Origin of the sequence: Paraoerskovia sediminicola (assembly GCF_030296575.1) — a bacterium.
Classification (GTDB): domain Bacteria; phylum Actinomycetota; class Actinomycetes; order Actinomycetales; family Cellulomonadaceae; genus Paraoerskovia; species Paraoerskovia sediminicola.
Genome location: NZ_AP027729.1, coordinates 101,635 through 121,027, shown reverse-complemented (window position 1 = coordinate 121,027; position 19,393 = coordinate 101,635). Strand labels below are relative to the sequence as shown.

Here is a 19,393-nt window from a genome sequence, read left to right as displayed (position 1 = left end):
GTCACTCTCCGTTCAGCGAGATGACCTGGCTGTTCATGACGCCCTGGCTCGGCGGGTTGATCGTGACGAGCTTGTTCGCGAGCATCGGCGTCTCGGTGGAGAAGACGCGCATCTGCGAGCCGCCACCCGTGCCGTCGAGGCCGTTCGCGTTGCCGACGAGGTCGAAGTCCGCGATGAACGTCTCGGCGGCGGGCTGCCCGGCCGAGGTGTGCGTCCACGTCCACGCGAAGTCGAGGTCGCCGGTAGGGGAGGGCACGGTGACGGTCGCTGCCGTGGTGCCGTCGATGACGCGCTCGCCGACCGCCGCGACGGGCGAGGCGAGGTCGAGGTTGATCGCGCGGACCATGACGCCAGCGCGGCGTCCTGTGGTCGTGGTGCCGGTCGTGGCGAACGCGGCCGAGGATCCGAGGGCGGCGAGCGCGCTCGCGTCGGTGACGGTGTAGCGGAACACCGCGGTGATGCGCGCCGACGTGGCGGCAGGGTTCGAGTAGACCTCGACCCACCCGGCGGGCTTGGTCCACACGCGGTCTGCGGCGACGGCGGACGAGGACTGCTGCCCGACCGCGACGAGCAGGACGTCGCCGACCGTGACGTTCGCGGGGACGGACAGCGTGACGGCGCGGCCTGCGCTGATCGCTGCCGCGTCGGCCGTTGATGCCGTGGTGACGTTGCCCGGGCCGGAGAGGATCATCGGCTCGGTCGGGGTCGGCACGAGCGAGGACACGACGCCGAAGAACGTGCCGGGCAGCGTGCCTGGGGGGACGTCGTCGCCCTCCTCGATGACGAGGATGCCGGACCCGCCACCGCCGCCTGTGGGGTTCTGCCACGTCGCGTCGTAGTCGTCGGTCGAGACCTTCGTGTAGACCTGCCCCGGCGTGCCACCGGCCGCGACCGCGGGGACGGCCTCGGCGGCTGCCTGTGCCGCCTGCGCGGCCGTGGCGGACACGGCGGCGTCCGCGGCCGCGGAGATCGCGGCGTCACGGGTGCCCGCGTTCGAGTCGATGGGGACACGGTTCGTGCCGTCCCACCAGTCGAGCTCGTAGACGTCCTCGGCCCAGAACTGCGGGACGAAGGCGTTCGCGGAGACGGTGAGCGTCGCCGAAGCGATCACGTTCGCCTTGGCCTCGTCCTCCCAGATCGTCGCGGGCGTCGTCGTGCCGGCGAGGACGACCTGCCCGGACAGCCCGGTGAGGTCGGGGCGAGGGAGGCCGGTCTGCGGGTCGGTGGCGATCTGGGCGCGGAAGCGGACCATGACCATGAGGGGTGCTCCTTGGTTCGGGGGTGGGCTACTCGGAGTCGCGGCAGCAGGCGTCAGCGGCTCGCGCGGACGTGTACTCGGTGTCGCAGTAGTCGCAGGCGTAGGTGCGGGCGGCCGCGTCGGTGGTCACGGTTCGCTCGGTTCGGACGAGAGGCCGATGTGCTTGAGCCAGGCGTCGACGGCGGGGATCGCCATGACACGGGCCACGGCGGCCGACACGGCGGCGAGGACGGTGGACGCGCCGACGAGCCAGGCTCGGACGCCGTCGGGCAGGGGGCCGTCGAGGATGGCCTCGAGGATCTCGGGCGCGACGAACAGGGCGGTCAGGAGCGCGGGGAGCCACACCTGGACGAAGGTGCGCAGCGCAGCCTTCACGGGGTGGGCCTGCTGCGTCGGCAGTGCGGCGGGCGTCTCGTGGCTGGCGGTGAAGGGCATGGGTCAGGCTCCGATCAGGCGGGTGAGCAGGTGGGCGCCGGCGACCGCGAGGGTGCCGACGATGAGCGCGAGCAGGAGCGCGCCGAGGGCCGCGCCCGCGAGGGCGGCGACCATCACGGAACGCCACTGCCCGCGCATGTCAGTCGTTGAGGTCGCGCTGGATGGCCTTCACGGCGCTCGACGGCTCGGACACGTAGCCGTCGACCGTCGTCCCCTGCTCGCGCTGGACGGCCTTCCAGTAGTTCGGCCCGGCGAGGCCGTCGATGTCGTCCTTGTACAGCCCCTTCTTCTTGAGGCGCTTCTGGTCGGCGCGGATCATGTCGGACCCGCGCGCCGAGGACGTGAACTTCCAGTTGGAGCGAGCCTTGAGGCCCGGGTTGTGGTCGCGGATCCAGTACGACTGGCCGGACACGATGCCGTCGACCGTCGTGCCGAGGTCGGCCTGCTTCGCGCTCACCGTCGCGGGACCGTACTTGCCGTCGACCGCGAGCTTCGACGGCTTCGAGGGCGCGACGGGCTTCGACGGAACGGACGGAACTGACGCCCCGCCGCCGCCCGAGACGGACGCGAGCGCGAGGATCGACGGGAGCTGCTCCTGGGCGGCGTTCGTCGGGCACGTCTTGCCGCGCGCGCCGGACCACTTCTCACCGATGGGGAAGCGCTGGAGACGGCCACGCTGGATCCCGATGAGCGGGAAGTTCCCGTCGACGCCGAAGCGGTGCGACCCGAGCCCGGACTGCGACTTCGCCGACGTCGAGATGATCCGCAGCGAGACGCCGTGCTCCTCGTGCAGCCACCGCAGGATCTTCGCGTTCGCGACGATCTGCGCCTGCGTGAGGGGGCCGTTCGTGCCGACGTTCTCGTTCGAGACGGTGTAGTTGCTGCCGTAGTCGGCGCCCGACCGCGCGCTGACCGGCTGGAACTGGTAGATCGTCCCGTCCTTGTCGGTGCAGAACGTCGAGCACGCGACCTTGGACCGCTCGAAGTAGTTGCCCGTCGATGCGGCCGACCCGTTGCCGGCGGTGATGTGCACGACGAACTTGTTCGGCTTCACACCGTGCCGAGAGAGGCTCTGCGCCCACGACACGGGTCGCTTGATCGCTCCGGGCATCCAGTCCTGTGCCATGTGCTGCGCCTCCTGGGCATGAGAGAAGCCCCGACGCGGGTGCGTTCGGGGCTCGAGGGTGGGGTGGGGTCAGAGGTCGGGGTCGGGGACGGGGATGCCGTTGGCCCGCAGCAGCGAGTACGCCGCGTCGCGCTGACGCCACGCCCGCTCCTTGCCGGCGCGCTCGGCGGTCACTTCGGCCTCGAGCTCGGCGTTGCGTGACTTGAGGTAGGACTCGAGTGTGAGCGGTGCGTCCACGGCCTGGCCCTGCATGACGCGGGGAGCCTCGTCGTCCCGGTCGCCACGACCGCGGCGGTGGACGAACGCGACGAGCAGGGAGCAGATGGCGGTCAGCGCGGTCGCGAGGGCCGCGCCATCGACGTTCTCTGTGAACCAGCTCATCGTCACCCCCGGGTGCTGGGCGGCTCCGCGAGCGGCGACGGGGCAGCCCTAGCCCTCACGTCGAGGGCGTGATGCAGGTGCCGTCGTTCGATGCTGATCTGCCGTGCGCGCATGACGGCGCCCACCGCGATCGCGGTCGCGTAGACCTGCGTCGTGAGGACCCCGAAACCGTTGCCGGCGATCAGCGTCGCCTCGTACAGGGTGGACGCCGCGCCGAGCGACAGGACCGCCCAGAACTCGACGTGCAGCCCGCGGTCGGGGTTGCGTTCGCGGGCGGTCGCCTGGACGACGACGCCGCACACGAGCCCGGACGTGAGCAGCCATGCCGCCCACACGGCCGTGAACCGGACGCCGAACAGCTCGGTCATGGCGAGGGCGTCGGCGAGGCCGGTGAGGTAGGCGAGGCCGAGGATGACCTGCGACCAGTAGGCGACGACGGCGAGTGCATGCGTCGGCGTCGTGACGGTCAGCGGTCGCAGGCTATGCATTGCGTCTCCCGGAGTTGTCGTAGACGGCGGCGAGGATGCCGCCGACCATCGCCGGGAGCAGGTATGCCGCCACGGGGGTGAGGACCCCGACGTCGTTGAACGCTTTCGACGCGGCGGCGAGGATGGAGAACAGGGCGTAGACGCCGACCATGCCGCGCAGCATCCACGCGGTGACACGGTGGTCGCGGGGTCGGCGGAACGTGAACAGCGGGAAGGCGCCCGCGATGATGAACAGGGCGCCCCAGCCTGCGGGGGATGCGACGGTGAACGCGACCTGGAACGACCCGACGCCTGCGATGTCGATCCGGTCGGCGAGGGTGAGCACGCCGAGCAGGATCGACCACCCGCACAGGACGGTCAGCAGGTTGTCCTTCAACCGGTGTTCCGCGGCGAGGTCGAGCGCCGCCCAGAGACGGCTCACGGCGCGACCGAGTAGGACATGCTCATCTGGACATCCCAGGACGGTGACGCGCCGAGCGATCCGCTCGGGTTGAAGTCGATGCCGGGAGTCAGGTTCGTGAAGATGCAGGCGCCGTCCGTGCGCAAGACCCCGTACCCGTAGGCGACCGGTGAGCCGTCCTCGACGTAGCGGTAGCGGATCAGGACGTTCACTTCGCCCGCAGGTCGGTCGCTCGCATGCTTCAGGCGGAACATCACCTGATCGGCGATGTTGCCCGTCGATGAGCTCGTCAGGTTGTTGCCGTCCGCCGAGAACATCTCGACCGTGATGCTGCGGTGCGTCCCGTCGCGGACCATCTTGGCGGGGAGGCTGTTGACGGCCCATCCCGTCTCGGACGTCAGGAACTCCGAGCGGTTGAGCTCCTCCGCCGGCGTCACGGTCTGCGTCCACGAGACCGAGCCGTTGTTGTCGATGACGCGCTCCCACAGGTACCCGCCGCGGTGTGCGATCGTGCCGATCGGGACCGACGTCGGCATGCTGTTGCCCTCCAGGACGTGCAGCTTCGGACCGGTGCGCACGCGCAGGTCGCGCTTCGTCGCCTGGTTCAGCGACTGTCCGTACGTGCGCGTGACTGCCCACAGCGGCATGTCCTCGATGCCGCCCGGCGTGGCGTTGTAGGAGGGCGTCGCGGACGAGCCCTCGACGCCGGGGATGCGGTACAGGCGGCAGGGGCCGGGCACTGTCGTGTAGGCGGGGTCGTAGCGCACCACGATCAGGTCGGTGCGGCTGGCGTTCTCGGTCACCACCGGCGGGATCGTCAGTGACTCCGTGGTGCCCGCCTCGATCTGGTGGCCGAAGCCCGCGACGACCGAGGCCGAGTCCTGGCCCGGAGTTCCGAGCAGAGCGTCATCCGAGGACGTCGGCAGCGTGATGCTGTAGGACAGCCCGTTGACGTCGCCGACGATCGAAGGCTCGGCGCCGACGATCGTCCGCCACATCTTGTCGGTGAAGTTCTGCCCCGCCAGCGGGCCTGAGGTCTGCGCCATGTCACTTGCTCCGTTCGATGAGGTTGAGTCGCGCGTTCGCGCGCGCGAGACGCTGCGCCTGCTTCGTGGAGTTGACCGTCGCGCCCGGGGTGCCCACGACCATCGACACCCGCTCCGACGTCGGATCGACCGTCGTCGTCACCTCGCGCACCACGTTGTCCGAGACCGCATCCGGCAGGCCCGGCAGCTCGACGCCGACGCGGTAGCCCACGCCGTAGTCGCGCCGGTACTGCACGTCCGCCGAGTCCGCGACCGTGAACCACGTCGTGACCGGCGTCGCGCCGTCCTCGAGCGCCTCCTCGCCAGCCGCCGCGATCTCGTCGATGTCGTCCGTCTGCCGCTGGTCGATGAAGCCCTCACGACGGCGGCCCCACAGGGTGCGAGCGGCCGGGTCGGCGTAGCGGGCGTACAGGCGCGCGACGCCCTCCCCGCCGGCCGCCACGATCACGTCGGTCACCGCTGGGCGTTCGAGCGTGTAGCCCCAGCCCGTCACGAGGCCTGTCGCCGCGGAGTTGACTGGCCCGAACCGAACGTCAGCCGACACGTCCGGCACGTCCTCGAGCACGACCAGGAGCCGCGGGGTGCCCGTCGACTCGTCGTGGCGGATCGTGATGTGCAGGTTCGCCGCCTCCGCGAGCGGGGCGACGAGGTCGCCGAGGTCGTCCATCCGCGCCGAGACCGTCTGCGTCCCGCCGCGACCCAGGGAAATGGGAAGCGCGAGAGAGGTCAGGCGGCGCCCCGCGATCGGTGCCGCTGGCGCAAGGTTCGACGCGATGTAGCCCAGGATCAGGTCCTCAGCCGCGCCCGTCCGCTTGTCGTAGGCGACGTCGAACGTCTCCGTCGTCGTGATTTCGTCCGTCGGGTCCTGGTACGTACGACGTGAGTACACGTCACCCAGGTCCGACTCGAACGCGACCGTCATCACGTCCTCAACCGCGCCCGTGTCCTCGTCGACCTGCGCAGACCGCTGCAAGGTCTTCACCTGCCCCGACGTGACCTGCTCGCCGTCACGGTCGAGGATGCAGCCCATGCCCGCCTCGAACACCGACAGCGCCGACGACGGGCCGGTGAGCGTCCACGAGTCCGGCTGGTTGAACCGCTCGACGAGGGTGAGCGACGTCCACTGCGACACCGGATCGAACGTGCGACCCAGGTCCGCGTCACGCGGCCACACGTCCCACCGCGGCATTACCACAACCCCCGATGTCCGCCGCGCCAGGTGATCGCCAGCAGCGTGTCCGAGGTCGCACCCGGCGCCGCGACGTCGAGACGGTTCTCGCCCGCCGTGAACGGCTCGAAGCGCGAGCCGCGCGCGAGCATCCCCGCAGCGAGCGCCCCGTCGAGACGGATCGACTTGCCGCGCGGGTCCGTCACGATCCGCAACGTCTGCCCCGACGGCACGCCGCCCGGGACGTCGATGCGCAGGCCCGTGTCCGACGTGATCAGGACCGAGTCGACCGGACCCGTGACCTCGATCGTCGGGTACACCGGGACCGCCGAGGTCATGTCCACGCGCATGTCGTCGCCGATGACCGTCGTCGGCGCGAGCGCGCGCGGCCACGGCAGATCCGTGCCCGGCGCGTCCGACAGGAACGGCTCCACCGTGCCCAGAGGGAACGTCAGAGTCCGCTCGTCACGGTCACGCGCGAACGGGTCAGGGGCGAGGCAGTCCAGGACCGCGCGGTCGACGCCGAACATCTCCTGGTCGTCACCCTCGAGCCCAGACCGATAGACGAGGGTGATCTGCCGAACCCCGGACGGCGACGAGCACACGAGGCGGAAGTTCCCGTCGCGCGCCATGCCCCGAGCCGGGTCGGTGATATCCCGAACCTTCTGCACGGCCGCCCAGAGGGTCGCCTGCTTGTCGTCAGGCGCGACGAACAGCAGCGGCAGCGCGACCGGGCGAGTCCCGTAGGTCACGCCCGTCACCGCCGCGCCGTCCGCCCCGGGCGTCCCGCTCATCGTCGGCTCGGACGGGTTCACGCCGAGGCCGAGCATGCCCCGCTGAGCGAGGACCGGGATGCCGTCCACGTCCAGCCCGATCGGGGTCTGGATCGTGCCGTCCGCCGTCTCGAGCCAGAAGTTCCGGGCGTCATGCGGCGGGACATAGGTCGGGGCGGGAGGCGGCTGGACGTAGACGACGTATGTCACCGGGCGCTCCCAACGAAGTCGTTCAGCTCGGCCAGGCGCAGCCCGTAGACGATGTCCGCGGGTGACGCCTTGTGCGTGCGGATGTTCACGTTCACCGGGCGCCCACTGAGGCCCGACTTCAACGCGCGGGACTCGTCCGGCGTCAGGACCGCCTCAGGCTTGCCCGTCAGGTTCACTCCGACGCCGCCGTGAGGCATCCACCCGCCCTGGTCGTACAACTTCGGCAGGACGCCGCCGTTCTTCATCGCCCAGTGGATGTGGTTGAAGTGCATCGAGCGGGTGATGTCGTCCCACCCGTTGAACTTCTTGCCGTCGAGGATCTGACGGCCACCCATCGGCGAGTAGATGAGCTGCTTCGAGTTGGGGTAGTTCTCGGCGATCCAGTTGAAGTACGCCGGGTTCGGTGCCATGTCGACCGCGCGGCCTACGCCGTGCATCGACGGGTTGCCGGACGCCGTGATCGCACCCGGGCGCAGGGTCGACGTGATCGGGATGCCAGGGAACTGCCCGCGCAGCAGCCCGGACATCGCCTTGTAGCCCATCGCCTGCCCTGGCCCGCCGAGCCCCGGACCTGAGCCCGACGCCCCGCCACCCGAGATGAGCGACTTCACCTTGTCGACGAGCCCGCCGATGATCTTGCCCGGCAGCGCGGTCGCCACGTCCCGGATGATCCCGCCGCCCGGCATCGCGCCGAGCAGAGCGTTCACCGGACCGGAGATCGCGTCCTGGATGCCCTGCACCGGGTTCGCGAGGAACTTCCCGACCGACACGATGCCGCGCCCCACGTCCGCCGCGCGCTCCCCGAGCCAGTCGATGACGCCACCGCCGGCGAAGGCGTGACCCGAGCGAGCCTGAGCGTTCAGCCGCGCCACGCCCGCCGCGCCACCGACCGCGCGCGTGAACTCCGGGCGCATGATCGCCTCGCCGCCCGAGAGCGACAGCGCGCCGCCCGTGGGAGACGTGAAGTGATGGACGTCGCGCCCCGGCGTGTACCCGGGCAGGACGCCACCCGACGCGAACTTGATCGGCGACACGTCCGGCAGCTTGAGCGAGTCGAGACCGACCGCACCCGCGATCTTGTCCCACACCTTCTTGATGCCCTTGGTGTAGACCGTCTCGATGATGAAGTTCACCGGCTTCGCGGCGATCGACTTGATCTTGTCCCATGCGGTCTTGATGACGCCCTTGACCGTCTCGAACGCGGTGCCGATGGCGCTCACGCCAGTCTTGAACTTCGCGAAGATGTTGTCGCGGATCCAGGTCCAGGTGTTGTTCAGCGCCGTCTTGACGTTGCCCCAGGCCGTCCCGATGACGCCCTTCACGGTCTCGAACGCCGTGCCGATCGCGCTGGCCCCCGACTTCACCTTCGCGAAGACGTTGTCGCGGATCCACTCCCACGTCGCCGAGAGCGCCTTCTTGACGCCGTCCCACGCGGCCGCGATCGCAGCCTTCGCGACCTGGAACGCCAGCACGAGGAAGTCGATGACCTTCTTGATCGCAGGCCACGCGGTCTGGACGAACCACTTCGTGACCGCGCTGATCGCGAGCTTGATACCCGCCCATGCGGTCGCAACGATCTTGCGGCCCGTCTCGGTCTTCGTGAAGAACCAGACGAGCGCCGCGACTAGGCCCGTGACCGCGGCGATGATCAGCCCCACGGGGTTCGCGCGCATGGCGATGTTGAGCGCGATCTGCGCCGCGCGCGCGGCCTGCGTCGCGACCATCCACGCCTTCGTCACCGCGATGTAGGTCCGGTACGCCGCGACCGTCGCCACGACGCCTGCAGCGAGCGGCCCGAGCCACTCGGCGTTCTTCTTCACCCACTCGTATGTCGAGGACAGCGCGGGGATGATCGTCGTCTGGAAGTAGTCGAACGCCGTGCGCGTGACTGCACCGACGCGCTCCATGACGCCCGCGAAGCCGCCGGCGCCGGACGAGCCATCCTCGAAGCCGGAGATGACCGACATGATCGCGCCCGAGGCGAACGTCTCGAGCGACCGCTTCCAGCCCTCGAGCCGCGTGCCGAGGTTGTCGTTCAACGTGTCGCCCATCGCGGCCGCCGCGCCCGACACGTCGCCGAGACCCGTCTCCGCGCCCGACAGCGACTCGAGGAACTTCGGGATCTCGTTGACGCCCAGATCCTCGAGCGGGGTGCCGAACAGCGCGAGGGCGGCCTGCGACTGCTCCGCCGGATCCTCGATGCCCTGCACGCCCGTGACGATCTTCTGGAACGCCTCGCTCGCACGGTCGCCGCCGGCCAGCAGGTCGTTCGCCGTCTTCTTCGAGTTGAGCCCGATCGCGTCATAGGCCGCGTTCGTCGTCTTCGACATATCGGTGCCGCGGATCGTGAACTCCTTGATGGCGTCACCCATCTTGTCCACGCCGTACTGCCCGTTCTCGGTCGCCGACACGAGCAAACCCATCGCCTGCTCGCCCGTGAAACCGAGCGCCGCGAACGAGTCGGAGTACTCCTGCGTGGCGTCCGTGACCTCGCCGCGCATCGCCTCAGGGACCGCCTGCAGCGAAGCCGTGATGAGGTCGAAGGCGCCCGTCGCATCCTTCGCGAGACCCGTCTTCATCAGGATCCCGGCGTTACGCGCCGACTCCGACACGTCCAGGTCGAACGCCGAAGACAGGTCCAGCGCGGACGCCGTGACCTTCTCGAGCTCCTTCGGCGACGCCTTGCTCATGCCCTCGATCGACGACAGCACCGACCCGACCGCAGCCTGCGCGTCACCCATCGACTCGCCGTATGCGTTCGCGTACAGGCTGCCCGCGACCGCGCCCGCGGCCTTCGACTGCTTCTCGCTGAGCCCGAGCTGAGCCGCCGTCTTGTCGGCAGCCTTCTCACGCCCGAGCGCGTCGGCGAAGCCCTTCGCGACGACCACCGCCGCCGCAGCCGCACCGATCTTGAGCGCCGTCGACAGCCCCTTGGACATGCCGCCGCCGACCTTCTCGCCGGCCTTCTCGCCCTCGCTGACGACCTTCGACGACCCGAGCTCCTTGCTGATCGCCTTCTCGGCGCCGCGCAGGGAGGGGATGAGGGAGACGTAGGCGCTTGCGATTTCAGCCATGAGGCTCCCTCTGTCGTGTTATCCCTGCCCGGTGCGCTTCATGTACGCCTGCGCACGGGCGGACAACTTGCTCTCCTCGACGCGCTTCTCGAACACCGACCGCGGCGGGTCGTTCGGCTCCGGACGGTCGCGGTTCTTCGACCCGGCCTCGGTCTTCTGCCACGCCAGGACGCGCAGCCGGAACTCGACCGCGGACAGCATGTGGACCTCGTCGGACCAGGCCATCGGGCCGCCGATCGCCCGCCACAGCGCGCAGCCGGGAGGCAGGTTCGCGGTCAGGTCGGCAAGGTCGCGCGCACCCATCCCGGGGCTGCGCAGATCCACGCCGTACTCGGCGCGCAGTGACGCCCGCAGAGCGCCCTCGAACTCGAGGACGCTCGCGAGCATCAGAAGTTTGGGTTGAGGGCCTCGAAGATGCTTTGGATGTACTCGGACCCGGCCTGGATCGGCACACGGCCCGTCGCAGGGTCGCGCAGCCCGTCCATGACGTCCCGATATCCCTGCGCGCCGACGAGGCGCTTGAGGATCGACGGGAAGTACGACGGGTCCTCGTCGGCCTGCATCGAGTGCAGGTCGCCCAGGAGCTCGAAGTCGTCGAGCGCGTCGTCGGCGACGGTCACCGTGAACCCCAGGTGCGTGACCTCGCGGGCACCGGCGACCTGCTTGACGGTCGGCTTCTCGTCCTTCGGCTTGCGGTCCTGCGGCTTCTTCGCTGCCGCGGGGACAATGGTCGTGCTGGCCTTCGTCGTGCTCGTCATGGCGATGACTCCTCGGGGTGTGGCGATGGGCGGCGATGAGGGGAGTAGCGGCCCGGCCTGCATCGCCAACAGGCCGGGCCGCTAGATCAGGCGACCTCGGCGGCCGGGTCGTTCGTGATGATCTGGTAGGACCCGATCACCTCGACGGTGAACGTGTACCCGGTGATGTCCGACCCCGAGTGCGAGAACTCGGCACGCTCGCCGATCTCGCCGCGGGGGATCACGTAGCGGTAGTGGATGCTCGTGTCGTCCTTGTCGAAAAGGTCGAGGACGAACGCGCGCGCCTCGATCTTGCGGCCCGGGGTGGCCTCGATGGTCGTCGTCCCCGTCGCCGTCACCGACGACGTCACGTTGTGCTGAAGCCCCAGCGTCAGCGCCGTCGTCTCGAGGCACTGGAACGTGAACGACAGGTCAGACTCGGTGACCGTGGTGCGGACCACGCGCCCGCCCTGGTGGCCGCGGAACTTCTCGACCGAGTCGGACGGGGTGAACGGGACGCCGTCCGCGTGGAGCCAGCCGACGTCCACGATCGCGGCGTCCACCGCAGCCAGGTCGGTCGGCAGGGTCGAGCCCAGCGGGCCGACCTGGACCTTGTCGTCGTCGCTCCCGAAGATCCGAGCGTTCGCAGCGTCAATCGCCATGTCACTTCACCTTCCCGTCGACCGGCGAAGGTGCCGGCGTGTCCTTGGCGTCGCGGGCGCGACCCAGGAAGACGAGGTCGTTCCTCGTCGCCCGGTCGACCTCGACCGTTGTTCCCTGCTTGTGGTTGACGCCGTCCTGGGACTTCCAGGGCAGCGTCAGGGTGACCTTGTGCTTGCTCACAAGTACCTCCTGCGTTACGCCGGGAGAGCCCGGCCTCGGATCATGAGCTCGGCGGTGAAGTACTGCTTCGGCCGCCCGCTCTCTTCGGTCGCCGAGAAGGGCCTCGACGGGTTCGACTGGCGGACGGTCGGCGACCGCCACCCGCCGGTGAGCGCCATCACGAGGTTCGCGAGGTCAGATGCCTCAGCCTCGGATGCCGCCCAGACTTGGACCCCGAGCCGAGCGGTCGCCCGCACGTCCGGGGTGGTCGGGCCGCCGTCGTCGCGCACGACGACCAGACGCCCCGAGGGCGGCCATGCGTCGCCGCGCTCGTCCGGCACTCGGTTGCGCACGGCCACGTCGGCCGCATACGGCTCGGTGCGCGCCTGCAAGGCCGGTGCCATGTGCGCGATGAACTCGGCCTCGATGTCCGGCCAGATGATCGCTGGCATCAGGCACCCCCGAGAGCGCGCGCCAGGTCGCCGTCACGGGCCTCGCGGACCCGCGTCTCACGCGGGTCGCCAGACGCCACCACCGCGGCTCTAGCGCGGTCCGTGGTGTCCTCGACGATGCGGGTAGGGATGCTCGCGCGACCAGCGACGCGCCCAGCATGAAGGCGCAGGATCGCGCGCACCGCCGGATCGCGCAGCAACTCGCGCGCGCCCTGACTGTTGATCTTGACCACGGGTTTCGCCATCGGTCAGCCCTCCGCTTCGCGCTTGATCGCTTCGATCTGCGAGGCGGTGAGGACAGGCTTGATCAGTGGGCAGGTGATGCTGCCAACCTCGCGCGACTGCCGCCTGCCCTTGTCGTACTTCGCCATCAGCCGGTCACCCTCTCGAGTTCGACGACCAGGCCGCCGACGTCCGACCCGAACGGGTCACGCCAGTCCGCCGGGGTGCCCTCGACCGCGTACTCGATGCCGCGAACCAGCACGCGGTCATCCGCGGTCAGGTCCGGCCGGTCGACGAAGTACAGCCTCGGCGTCGTCACGACCTGCTCGCGCCCGACCTCGACCGGCTCACGCGAGCCGCCCGGATCGAACGCCGCACCCTGCCCGAGCAGCACGTCAGACCAGGTGTACGTCGGGTTCCCGTAGCGGTCCGGAGCGCCCGCCGTGCGCCGGCGCCGAGTCACAAGCTCACCGAACATCGAGCCCCCGATCAGCGGCGCCGAGACGAGCACGACGTAGGACATCAGGCACCTTCGTAGGCGCCAGCCCACATGTCCACGCTCGCAGCCCGCTGCCGGTTGAACCGCAGCAGGCGACGGTCACGCTTCGTCAGGTACAGGTCGGCGGTCGGGTTCGCGTAGGTGTACTGTGCCGAGAATGGCCCCACGGTGGTCGCCTGCTGTGTCACACCTGCGGGCGCCCCAGGGCCTGACTCCATCGCGCGCTGCACCATCGCACAGGCGACCTGCTCGAGGATCGGCGTCGGCGAGTCGAGCCCGTCGAGCGTCCCGTGCCGGTCCTCAGCGAGGATCTGGTCCGACGCATCCGAGAGCAGTACGGTCGCCCGCGCTTCCTCGTCTGTCGAGAGGGGCCGCCATCGCGACGCGAGTTGCGCCGGGGTGGCGAACGGTGGCGTGAGTGCCATGACGGCCCCTCTCGGTTGCTACCAGGTGCCTTCGTCGTCGGCCGCGTCACCCTTGGGTGTCGAGCCAGCCACGAGGGCTTTGATGTCGTCGCGCTTGGCGTCCTCGGGGTACGCGACCTCGAGATGGTCGGCCCAGGCCGCCCATGCCTCCAGCGAGGCGTTGCCCTTGGGCTCGGCCAGGTCGCCGCCCGCCGACTTCGGATCGTCGGCCGCGTCACCCTTGGGTGTCACGGACTGCTCACCGGTGTCGACGTTGCGGGTGACGATCACGACCTCGCCGTCGGGACGGACAGCCTCGAACTTCTCGGTCCTAGCCATGCGGCTCAGCCGTTCAGAACGCCGGTGAGACGAGCCGCGGCCTTGCCACCGAAGACACCGATGCCGGTGTAGAACTCGATCCGCGTCCGGTAGGCCGGCTTCGACTCCAGCTCGCCCAGGTCGTAGACCTGCACGCCGCCGTTGGTCAGGCCCGTGACGGCCTGGTCACCCTCGGCCTCGCCGAAGCGGACCGCGTAGACCGACGACGCAGCGCTCGACGAACCCTGCGTCTCGTTCTGCCCGAGGACAGCGGCACCCGCAGCGGTCTGGCCTGCGTCGAGGACGGGGATGCCGTTCCACGTCAGGATGCGCTTGCCGGTGAGGTCCTCCTTGACGACCTCGGTGCCGCCGATGCGACGGCCGGCCGAGCGGATCTTGGCGAGGATGGACGAGTTGACGTAGATCGCGCCGTTCGACGCCGAGATACCCGGCACCGCCGCGAGCAGCACGTCGAGCTGGTCGAGGAACGCGTGCGCCTCGGTGCCACCGTTGCCGACGACCGGGATGCCGTTGGTGCCGGCCGAGATCACCTGAGCGCCGGTGAGACGCTTCTTGAGGCCGTCGAAGGAGTTCGCGTCCACGGCGGTGTCGCCGTTGAAGAACGTGTCCTGGAACTTGTAGGACGCGGCCTTGACCTTCATCGCCGTCTGCACGGCGCGCTGGTCGTTGAAGTTCGACCGGGTCTGCTGGATGAACTTGTCCACGTCGGCGTCGCCACCGAGGATCGACAGGGTCTCCGTCTTCTGGTTCACCGTGCCGGTCGACTCGGTGTACGAGCCGTTGACCGCGCGGAAGGCGACGCCCGGGAGCGTGGCCTCCTCGTTGTACGCGTAGGCGTTGCCCTCGATGTCCATGAAGGGGATGCGGTCCAGGACGGGGCTGTTCTGCACGAACGTCTCCATGACGCCGCGTGCGAGGGTGTTCTGCGAGAGCTTCGCGCTCTCCACGAGGTTGATAGCCATGATGGCCTCCTACTTGGGCTGGTCGGCGTAGGCGGCACGGAGTGTGCCGACGCCAGGGGAGGGGGCCGGGGCGTCCGCGACAACGCGCGAGAGCTCCCGGTAGGGCACGTGCGGCTTGCCGTCGTCGGACGGCTCGGCCGACTTGGTGATGAGCGGCTTGAGGACCTCGGCGTGCGCCTGCAGCTCCTCGAGCGTGGACCCGGCGAGCGCCGTCGCGGGAACCCCGGTCTCCTTGGAGACCTCGGCCTTCCATGCGGCGATCTGCTCGCGCGTCTCGAACTCCTTGACCCGTGCCTGCGCTGCGGCGAGGGCATCAGCGTTCTTCTGAGCCTCGGTCTTGCTGGCCTCTTCGATCTCGGCCAGCTTCTCGGCTGCGGTCTTGTTCTCCTTGGCCCGCGTCTCCCACTTGCGCGCCTCGGCCTTCCAGTCCGTCTCCTGTGCAGGAACCTCGGAGGCCTCGGGCGTCTCGGGCGCGGCAGGTGAAGCGGGCGGCCCGGGCGCGGGGGCCACGGTCTCGCCGTCCGCGGGGGCGGAGAAGAAGCGCAGTCGCTCGAAGCGCTTGGGCATGCCCGGTGTGGGCATGTCGACTCGGTGTCGGGTGCTCATCTGGTGTCCTCCCGTGCGGGATCGCCACGACGGCCCGTGCAGGCACTCCGTGGAGGTGGATTGGGGTAGTGCGTCCCGCCGTGCGGCGGAAGATCAGTTGCCAGCGAAGTCGTGATCCGACTCGCCGGGATACTTGCGCTCGAGCCAGGCAGCCGTTCGCTCGCGCTTGACGCGTTCCGCCTCAGACCCCGGCTTGGGCTTCGTTGAAGAGACGGCGTACTCCTCGACGCCCACCTCGGGGGCGTTCGGGTCGAACGACGGGGCTGCCGCGCAGTTGCACTTCGGGTCGTGTGCGGCGAAGCGTGCCGTGGCCTTCATGTAGACCGCGCCACGCGCTTCGAGGGCACGGCAGAAGCGGCACGCGCCAGGCCGGGTGACCCTCTTCCAGCCTTGAGCGCCCGACCCCGGCGCAAAGGTGTTCTGGCGGATCGTCTCGCGGCCCGTCTGAATCACGCCGTGCCTGACCGAGTAGGTCAGCGACTCGAGCGCCTTCTCGGGCTCGTCCGTCCACAGGGCGCCAGCGGAGTACCGGACACTGGACTCCACAGCCTCGACGCTTGGCGGCTTCGCCGCGCGCGCCACGAACGACCGCTCCGACGACGCTGCGAGGCTGCTCACAAACCCTTCCGAGATCGCGTCGAAGCGAAGTTCGGTGAACCAGTCGGCTGCGATCGTCGCCGCGACGTCGCCGTACTTCTGGACCAGGATCGGCACGAAGTCCAGCAGCGCATTGCGCGAGCGCTCCGGGTTCGACAGGTCGAGGTATGACCAGAAGTTGACGAGCGAAGCCTCCACCTGATCCGCGAGCACGGCGTTCGCGCGACGAAACTCCTCCAGGTCGGCGCTGCTGGCCACGTCACGAACCCTGCAGCGCCGCCACGGCACCAGCGTCGGAAGCTGCCTGACCGGCGGCCAGGAGAGCCTGCAGGTTCGACCGGTTCGCGACCTTCGCCTGCTCGGCTCGCGCCCGGTCGATCTCGTCGCGCGTGTAGCCCGCGCGCTCGAGCTCGACGTCGCTGTCCGCCATGAGGGGGAACGCAGTCACCCGAGCCTGTGCGGCCTGCGCCTGCGACACCTCGGACGGCTCCGACCACTTGCCCCACTGCGTGCTCAAGGTGGCATACACCGCACGAGACGCAGGAGAATCGTCCAGCATCGCGAGAGCCCGTCGCGCCTGCCGCGTCCACGCCGGAGACAGCGACGTCCGTCGCCAGTGCTCGATCTCGGTCCCAAGCTCTTCGTTCGCAGCCCGAATTGCCTCAGCACTCGCCGGGTTGTCCTGGACGATGCCAAGAGACCCGACCGGCAGCGAAGTCTCGCCCGCGAACTGCTGGGAGATTGACCGCATCTGATCGAGGTTCGGCTGCATGGTCTGCTGCGCGAACTGTCCGACCTGAGGAAGGTTGCCATCCTCGTCGCGCGACAGGAGCAGCAGCCGCCCGAGGATCGCCTGCCATGCGGGGACAGGGTTGCCATCCTCGTCTGCGAAGGCGTCCTCGTCCGCGCCCAGGGCGTACCGTTGCGGGGCGTTGTAGAACTCGGCGCCGATCTCGGTGCGGAGGTTCGTCCGCACCGCGGCGTCCGTCAGGTACATGACCGGGCGCGAGATTCGCGAGTGGCCGAACGGACGGTCTAGCTCTGCCTTGTACGCGATCGGCTCGGCGAGCATCCCGAAACGGTGGCGGCGCTCGAACCCGCGCCAGCGGCGACCGTCCCACTGGATTCCGATGTAGCGGTTGTGGAAGTGCAGGACCATCGACACGGCGCGCCCGTAGCTGTCACGTGCCGCGATCTCCAGCGCCGCCGAGAGCTCCCCGAGCAGCTTGTCCCACACCCCAGACGCGTCCAGGGCTGAGCGGGTCGTGATCAGCACCGCCGGCTGCCCCGCCTCGACGTCGCCGTTCGTAACGAACGTGAAGGCGCACGCGTGGATCAGAGCCGAGGTGTGAACCTGCGGCATCTTCGCGTCCATGCGGTTCTCGTCAAGGATCGCGTCGAGGCCAAGGTCAGCCGTGTTGGCGCCGATCGCCCGGAACCCGTCGAAGATGGTGCGCCGCGACATCGAGTCGACAGCCTTCGCCGGCCAGCCGACAGCCGCCTCGACCTCCCGAAGCTGGGGCGGCAGGGCGATGCCCAGGTCGCGAAGTGCGTTCTTCGAGTCGTAATACCGGGTGCGCAGGACGTTGCGGGGACGACGCTTCTCGAGAGTCGCCCAGAGGCCGTTCAGGACATCCTGGTCCGCGGCGTCGAGGCCGTCGACCTGCGGTGCGCCGTAAGTCGACACCATGCCTCCACCACCTCTCATCGCAGCACTCGGCCTACGGACTTGCGCCCCGGGCGTCGCTTCGTCGTCTTCGCCAGCCAGTGGGCCAGCGAGGCCGACTCGACCGGGGTCGAGTCGTCATCCTTCGTCTTGGGCACGAACACCCAGCCGCCCGAGGTTACAGACCGGTGCTCGCGGGATGCGGCCACAGATGCGTCGAGAACGTCCGGGTCGACGAGGTGGCTCACGGTGCCGCGCACGACCGCTTCGCGCAGCATCGTCGCCGCGGTGATCGCGTTGTCCGACGTTGCCACTACGACTGCCGACTTCGGAACGCCCGCCTCGATCAGGTCTGCGGCCAGCGCACTCGAACCGGCCTTGCCGAACACACCGATTTGGGCGGCAGATGCGTATCGAGGCTTGCCCTGGCGAAGCGCCGTGAACCACTCGACCAACCAGAACGTGCCATCCGTCAGCGGGCGACTGGCGATCGTCTCAACATGCACGCCGTCGCCATGCCTCAGCGCGCCAGACAGCGAGACCGTGAGACCGTCACGATGGAACACCACAGCAAAGGTCCGGACATCTGCCGCAGGCGGCCCGTCCACGGCGAGCTCCGCCCACCGGGCGACATCGATCGCCGAAGGCTCCCGCGCCCCTCTTCCTTCCATGCCCCGTGCCGATCCTGTGCGAAGCGCTCGGACGAGTAGGTCTCGAACTCGCCCTGCACGATCTCATGGTTGATGCGGCCGTTCCATGCCGGATTACTCTCCCAGCACAGGTACTCCACGGCAGGCGTCCACCGACGCGCGTCCAGGTCGGGCTTTGCGGCGAGGTACTCCTCGCTGCCGCGGTCGACGCCCCACTCGCACCAGGCGGCGTTCGAAGACTTCCCCGCCAGGGCAGCCTTCCGAACCATCTCGAACGTGTAGGAGTCATCCTCGTCCTGCGGCGGCGTGCCAAGAAGCCACACCTGCGGGTTGCGCATCGCCGACATCGTCGAGTTGATCGACGTCCACGACCGAGCCCCGAGGATCTGCGCCTCATCGAGCAGCAGGCAGTCCGACGAGAAGCCCTTGCCGCCAGGCCCTGTGCGGGCCTTGAACTGCACGACCGCGCCGTTGGTGAACTTCACCGACTCGCGCTGGAACGCGTGCATCACAGACCGCACCCGAGCCTGGAGCGCTGAGTTCCCGTCAGACTCGATGATCTCCACGAGCTTGGAGAACGCCTCGCGCGCCGTGTCCTGCTGATGGGCACTGACGACGATCTTCTTCTCGCCGAACAACAGCGCGCCGGCGAGGATCCTCGAGACCATCAGCAGCGACTTGCCGTTCTGGCGCGGTACCGAGATGCCGACTCGCTTCGCCGCCCACGTCGAGTCGGACCGCTCGCCCATCGCGGCCTCGAGGATCAACTCCTGCCAGCCGTCCAGGTAGACCCCGAACTGAGCTGAAAGTTCAGCAACATCCCGGGCCGAGCTAGCGCGAACCCCCTGCGGCTTCACCAAGACGCGCGGTGGCGCCTCCCCGAGCAGCGCGACGGGCTGCGATCTCATCGACCCCGTCACCCGCCTTCTGTTCTGGTTCGACAAGTGAGTCGATCTCGGCCAAGGCTGCCCGGAACTGCGCGATCAGGGGCGCCCGCTTGTCGGCTGGAGCCTCTTGCGCCGACATCCACGCCAGGTCTGCAGCCTCTCGAAGACGGTCGAGTCGGGAATCCATGACC

At 69.2% G+C, this 19,393-nt stretch carries 27 protein-coding genes; all 27 read right to left on the bottom strand.

All coding sequences use genetic code 11. The features are described 5' to 3' along the window. Position 1: 1 nt before the first annotated feature. The gene (locus QUE47_RS00690) at positions 2–1,258 is read right to left on the bottom strand and encodes a hypothetical protein (protein WP_286218166.1); all 1,257 of its coding nucleotides are present in this window, start codon (positions 1,256–1,258) and stop codon (positions 2–4) included. Positions 1,259–1,384: 126 nt separating this feature from the next. After that, positions 1,385–1,693 (bottom strand): hypothetical protein, encoded by a 309-nt coding sequence (locus tag QUE47_RS00685; RefSeq protein WP_286218165.1) that lies wholly within the window; start codon positions 1,691–1,693, stop codon positions 1,385–1,387. A gap of 3 nt (positions 1,694–1,696) precedes the next feature. Beyond that, positions 1,697–1,831 (bottom strand): hypothetical protein, encoded by a 135-nt coding sequence (locus QUE47_RS00680; RefSeq protein WP_286218164.1) that lies wholly within the window; start codon positions 1,829–1,831, stop codon positions 1,697–1,699. A 1-nt stretch (position 1,832) separates the two neighbouring features. Continuing rightward, positions 1,833–2,819, bottom strand: coding sequence for a peptidoglycan recognition protein family protein (locus QUE47_RS00675; RefSeq protein WP_286218163.1), 987 nt, complete (start codon positions 2,817–2,819; stop codon positions 1,833–1,835). A 69-nt stretch (positions 2,820–2,888) separates the two neighbouring features. Beyond that, positions 2,889–3,200: a hypothetical protein gene (locus QUE47_RS00670; protein ID WP_286218162.1), complete on the bottom strand. Its 312-nt coding sequence runs from the start codon at positions 3,198–3,200 to the stop codon at positions 2,889–2,891. A gap of 2 nt (positions 3,201–3,202) precedes the next feature. After that, positions 3,203–3,688 carry a hypothetical protein gene (locus QUE47_RS00665; RefSeq protein ID WP_286218161.1) on the bottom strand — a complete coding sequence of 162 codons (486 nt, stop codon included), beginning with the start codon at positions 3,686–3,688 and terminating at the stop codon, positions 3,203–3,205. Further along, the gene (locus tag QUE47_RS00660) at positions 3,681–4,109 is read right to left on the bottom strand and encodes a hypothetical protein (protein WP_286218160.1); all 429 of its coding nucleotides are present in this window, start codon (positions 4,107–4,109) and stop codon (positions 3,681–3,683) included. The genes QUE47_RS00665 and QUE47_RS00660 overlap by 8 nt, the downstream gene beginning before the upstream one ends. After that, positions 4,106–5,134, bottom strand: a complete 1,029-nt coding sequence (locus QUE47_RS00655) for a hypothetical protein (protein WP_286218159.1) — start codon at positions 5,132–5,134, stop codon at positions 4,106–4,108. Before QUE47_RS00655 ends, QUE47_RS00660 begins: the two co-directional genes overlap by 4 nt. A gap of 1 nt (position 5,135) precedes the next feature. Then, positions 5,136–6,266 (bottom strand): Gp37-like protein, encoded by a 1,131-nt coding sequence (locus tag QUE47_RS00650; RefSeq protein ID WP_286218158.1) that lies wholly within the window; start codon positions 6,264–6,266, stop codon positions 5,136–5,138. Between the two features lie 56 nt (positions 6,267–6,322). Then, complete coding sequence (locus tag QUE47_RS00645; protein WP_286218157.1) at positions 6,323–7,285, bottom strand: phage distal tail protein; 963 nt, start codon at positions 7,283–7,285, stop codon at positions 6,323–6,325. Continuing rightward, the gene (locus QUE47_RS00640) at positions 7,282–10,359 is read right to left on the bottom strand and encodes a phage tail tape measure protein (protein WP_286218156.1); all 3,078 of its coding nucleotides are present in this window, start codon (positions 10,357–10,359) and stop codon (positions 7,282–7,284) included. The genes QUE47_RS00645 and QUE47_RS00640 overlap by 4 nt, the downstream gene beginning before the upstream one ends. Before the next feature lie 18 nt (positions 10,360–10,377). Further along, complete coding sequence (locus tag QUE47_RS00635) at positions 10,378–10,746, bottom strand: DUF5361 domain-containing protein (protein WP_286218155.1); 369 nt, start codon at positions 10,744–10,746, stop codon at positions 10,378–10,380. Continuing rightward, positions 10,746–11,117 (bottom strand): hypothetical protein, encoded by a 372-nt coding sequence (locus tag QUE47_RS00630; RefSeq protein ID WP_286218154.1) that lies wholly within the window; start codon positions 11,115–11,117, stop codon positions 10,746–10,748. The genes QUE47_RS00635 and QUE47_RS00630 overlap by 1 nt, the downstream gene beginning before the upstream one ends. Positions 11,118–11,203: 86 nt before the next feature. After that, a complete protein-coding gene (locus QUE47_RS00625) occupies positions 11,204–11,758 on the bottom strand; it encodes a phage tail tube protein (RefSeq protein WP_286218153.1) in 555 nt (184 codons plus the stop codon). Between the two features lies 1 nt (position 11,759). Continuing rightward, positions 11,760–11,939, bottom strand: a complete 180-nt coding sequence (locus QUE47_RS00620) for a hypothetical protein (RefSeq protein ID WP_286218152.1) — start codon at positions 11,937–11,939, stop codon at positions 11,760–11,762. A 14-nt stretch (positions 11,940–11,953) separates the two neighbouring features. After that, positions 11,954–12,370: a hypothetical protein gene (locus QUE47_RS00615; protein WP_286218151.1), complete on the bottom strand. Its 417-nt coding sequence runs from the start codon at positions 12,368–12,370 to the stop codon at positions 11,954–11,956. Next, entirely contained in the window at positions 12,370–12,603 is a 234-nt protein-coding gene (locus QUE47_RS00610) for a hypothetical protein (protein WP_286218150.1), read from the bottom strand. The genes QUE47_RS00615 and QUE47_RS00610 overlap by 1 nt, the downstream gene beginning before the upstream one ends. 15 nt (positions 12,604–12,618) lie before the next feature. Then, positions 12,619–12,741, bottom strand: a complete 123-nt coding sequence (locus tag QUE47_RS00605; protein WP_286218149.1) for a hypothetical protein — start codon at positions 12,739–12,741, stop codon at positions 12,619–12,621. Next, a complete protein-coding gene (locus QUE47_RS00600) occupies positions 12,741–13,115 on the bottom strand; it encodes a head-tail adaptor protein (protein ID WP_286218148.1) in 375 nt (124 codons plus the stop codon). Before QUE47_RS00600 ends, QUE47_RS00605 begins: the two co-directional genes overlap by 1 nt. After that, positions 13,115–13,516 carry a Gp19/Gp15/Gp42 family protein gene (locus QUE47_RS00595; RefSeq protein ID WP_286218147.1) on the bottom strand — a complete coding sequence of 134 codons (402 nt, stop codon included), beginning with the start codon at positions 13,514–13,516 and terminating at the stop codon, positions 13,115–13,117. The genes QUE47_RS00600 and QUE47_RS00595 overlap by 1 nt, the downstream gene beginning before the upstream one ends. 18 nt (positions 13,517–13,534) lie before the next feature. Then, positions 13,535–13,834, bottom strand: coding sequence for a hypothetical protein (locus QUE47_RS00590; RefSeq protein WP_286218146.1), 300 nt, complete (start codon positions 13,832–13,834; stop codon positions 13,535–13,537). Positions 13,835–13,839: 5 nt separating this feature from the next. Further along, positions 13,840–14,796, bottom strand: coding sequence for a major capsid protein (locus QUE47_RS00585; protein ID WP_286218145.1), 957 nt, complete (start codon positions 14,794–14,796; stop codon positions 13,840–13,842). Between the two features lie 9 nt (positions 14,797–14,805). Beyond that, entirely contained in the window at positions 14,806–15,402 is a 597-nt protein-coding gene (locus tag QUE47_RS00580; protein WP_286218144.1) for a hypothetical protein, read from the bottom strand. Between the two features lie 93 nt (positions 15,403–15,495). After that, on the bottom strand, positions 15,496–16,257 hold the full coding sequence (locus QUE47_RS00575; RefSeq protein ID WP_286218143.1) for a VG15 protein: 762 nt from the start codon (positions 16,255–16,257) through the stop codon (positions 15,496–15,498). A gap of 1 nt (position 16,258) precedes the next feature. Continuing rightward, positions 16,259–17,689: a phage portal protein gene (locus tag QUE47_RS00570; protein ID WP_286218142.1), complete on the bottom strand. Its 1,431-nt coding sequence runs from the start codon at positions 17,687–17,689 to the stop codon at positions 16,259–16,261. A gap of 14 nt (positions 17,690–17,703) precedes the next feature. Then, the gene (locus QUE47_RS00565; RefSeq protein ID WP_286218141.1) at positions 17,704–18,231 is read right to left on the bottom strand and encodes a hypothetical protein; all 528 of its coding nucleotides are present in this window, start codon (positions 18,229–18,231) and stop codon (positions 17,704–17,706) included. After that, complete coding sequence (locus QUE47_RS00560; protein ID WP_286218140.1) at positions 18,186–19,223, bottom strand: terminase large subunit domain-containing protein; 1,038 nt, start codon at positions 19,221–19,223, stop codon at positions 18,186–18,188. The genes QUE47_RS00565 and QUE47_RS00560 overlap by 46 nt, the downstream gene beginning before the upstream one ends. Positions 19,224–19,393: the final 170 nt, after the last annotated feature.

Bases quoted from the DNA above. Each gene is read 5' to 3' on its own strand.
- QUE47_RS00690 (WP_286218166.1), bottom strand. From the start codon at position 1,258: ATGGTCATGGTCCGCTTCCGCGCCCAGATCGCCACCGACCCGCAGACC.
- QUE47_RS00685 (WP_286218165.1), bottom strand. From the start codon at position 1,693: ATGCCCTTCACCGCCAGCCACGAGACGCCCGCCGCACTGCCGACGCAG.
- QUE47_RS00680 (WP_286218164.1), bottom strand. From the start codon at position 1,831: ATGCGCGGGCAGTGGCGTTCCGTGATGGTCGCCGCCCTCGCGGGCGCG.
- QUE47_RS00675 (WP_286218163.1), bottom strand. From the start codon at position 2,819: ATGGCACAGGACTGGATGCCCGGAGCGATCAAGCGACCCGTGTCGTGG.
- QUE47_RS00670 (WP_286218162.1), bottom strand. From the start codon at position 3,200: ATGAGCTGGTTCACAGAGAACGTCGATGGCGCGGCCCTCGCGACCGCG.
- QUE47_RS00665 (WP_286218161.1), bottom strand. From the start codon at position 3,688: ATGCATAGCCTGCGACCGCTGACCGTCACGACGCCGACGCATGCACTC.
- QUE47_RS00655 (WP_286218159.1), bottom strand. From the start codon at position 5,134: ATGGCGCAGACCTCAGGCCCGCTGGCGGGGCAGAACTTCACCGACAAG.
- QUE47_RS00640 (WP_286218156.1), bottom strand. From the start codon at position 10,359: ATGGCTGAAATCGCAAGCGCCTACGTCTCCCTCATCCCCTCCCTGCGC.
- QUE47_RS00635 (WP_286218155.1), bottom strand. From the start codon at position 10,746: ATGCTCGCGAGCGTCCTCGAGTTCGAGGGCGCTCTGCGGGCGTCACTG.
- QUE47_RS00630 (WP_286218154.1), bottom strand. From the start codon at position 11,117: ATGACGAGCACGACGAAGGCCAGCACGACCATTGTCCCCGCGGCAGCG.
- QUE47_RS00625 (WP_286218153.1), bottom strand. From the start codon at position 11,758: ATGGCGATTGACGCTGCGAACGCTCGGATCTTCGGGAGCGACGACGAC.
- QUE47_RS00615 (WP_286218151.1), bottom strand. From the start codon at position 12,370: ATGCCAGCGATCATCTGGCCGGACATCGAGGCCGAGTTCATCGCGCAC.
- QUE47_RS00605 (WP_286218149.1), bottom strand. From the start codon at position 12,741: ATGGCGAAGTACGACAAGGGCAGGCGGCAGTCGCGCGAGGTTGGCAGC.
- QUE47_RS00600 (WP_286218148.1), bottom strand. From the start codon at position 13,115: ATGTCCTACGTCGTGCTCGTCTCGGCGCCGCTGATCGGGGGCTCGATG.
- QUE47_RS00595 (WP_286218147.1), bottom strand. From the start codon at position 13,516: ATGGCACTCACGCCACCGTTCGCCACCCCGGCGCAACTCGCGTCGCGA.
- QUE47_RS00590 (WP_286218146.1), bottom strand. From the start codon at position 13,834: ATGGCTAGGACCGAGAAGTTCGAGGCTGTCCGTCCCGACGGCGAGGTC.
- QUE47_RS00585 (WP_286218145.1), bottom strand. From the start codon at position 14,796: ATGGCTATCAACCTCGTGGAGAGCGCGAAGCTCTCGCAGAACACCCTC.
- QUE47_RS00580 (WP_286218144.1), bottom strand. From the start codon at position 15,402: ATGAGCACCCGACACCGAGTCGACATGCCCACACCGGGCATGCCCAAG.
- QUE47_RS00570 (WP_286218142.1), bottom strand. From the start codon at position 17,689: ATGGTGTCGACTTACGGCGCACCGCAGGTCGACGGCCTCGACGCCGCG.
- QUE47_RS00560 (WP_286218140.1), bottom strand. From the start codon at position 19,223: ATGAGATCGCAGCCCGTCGCGCTGCTCGGGGAGGCGCCACCGCGCGTC.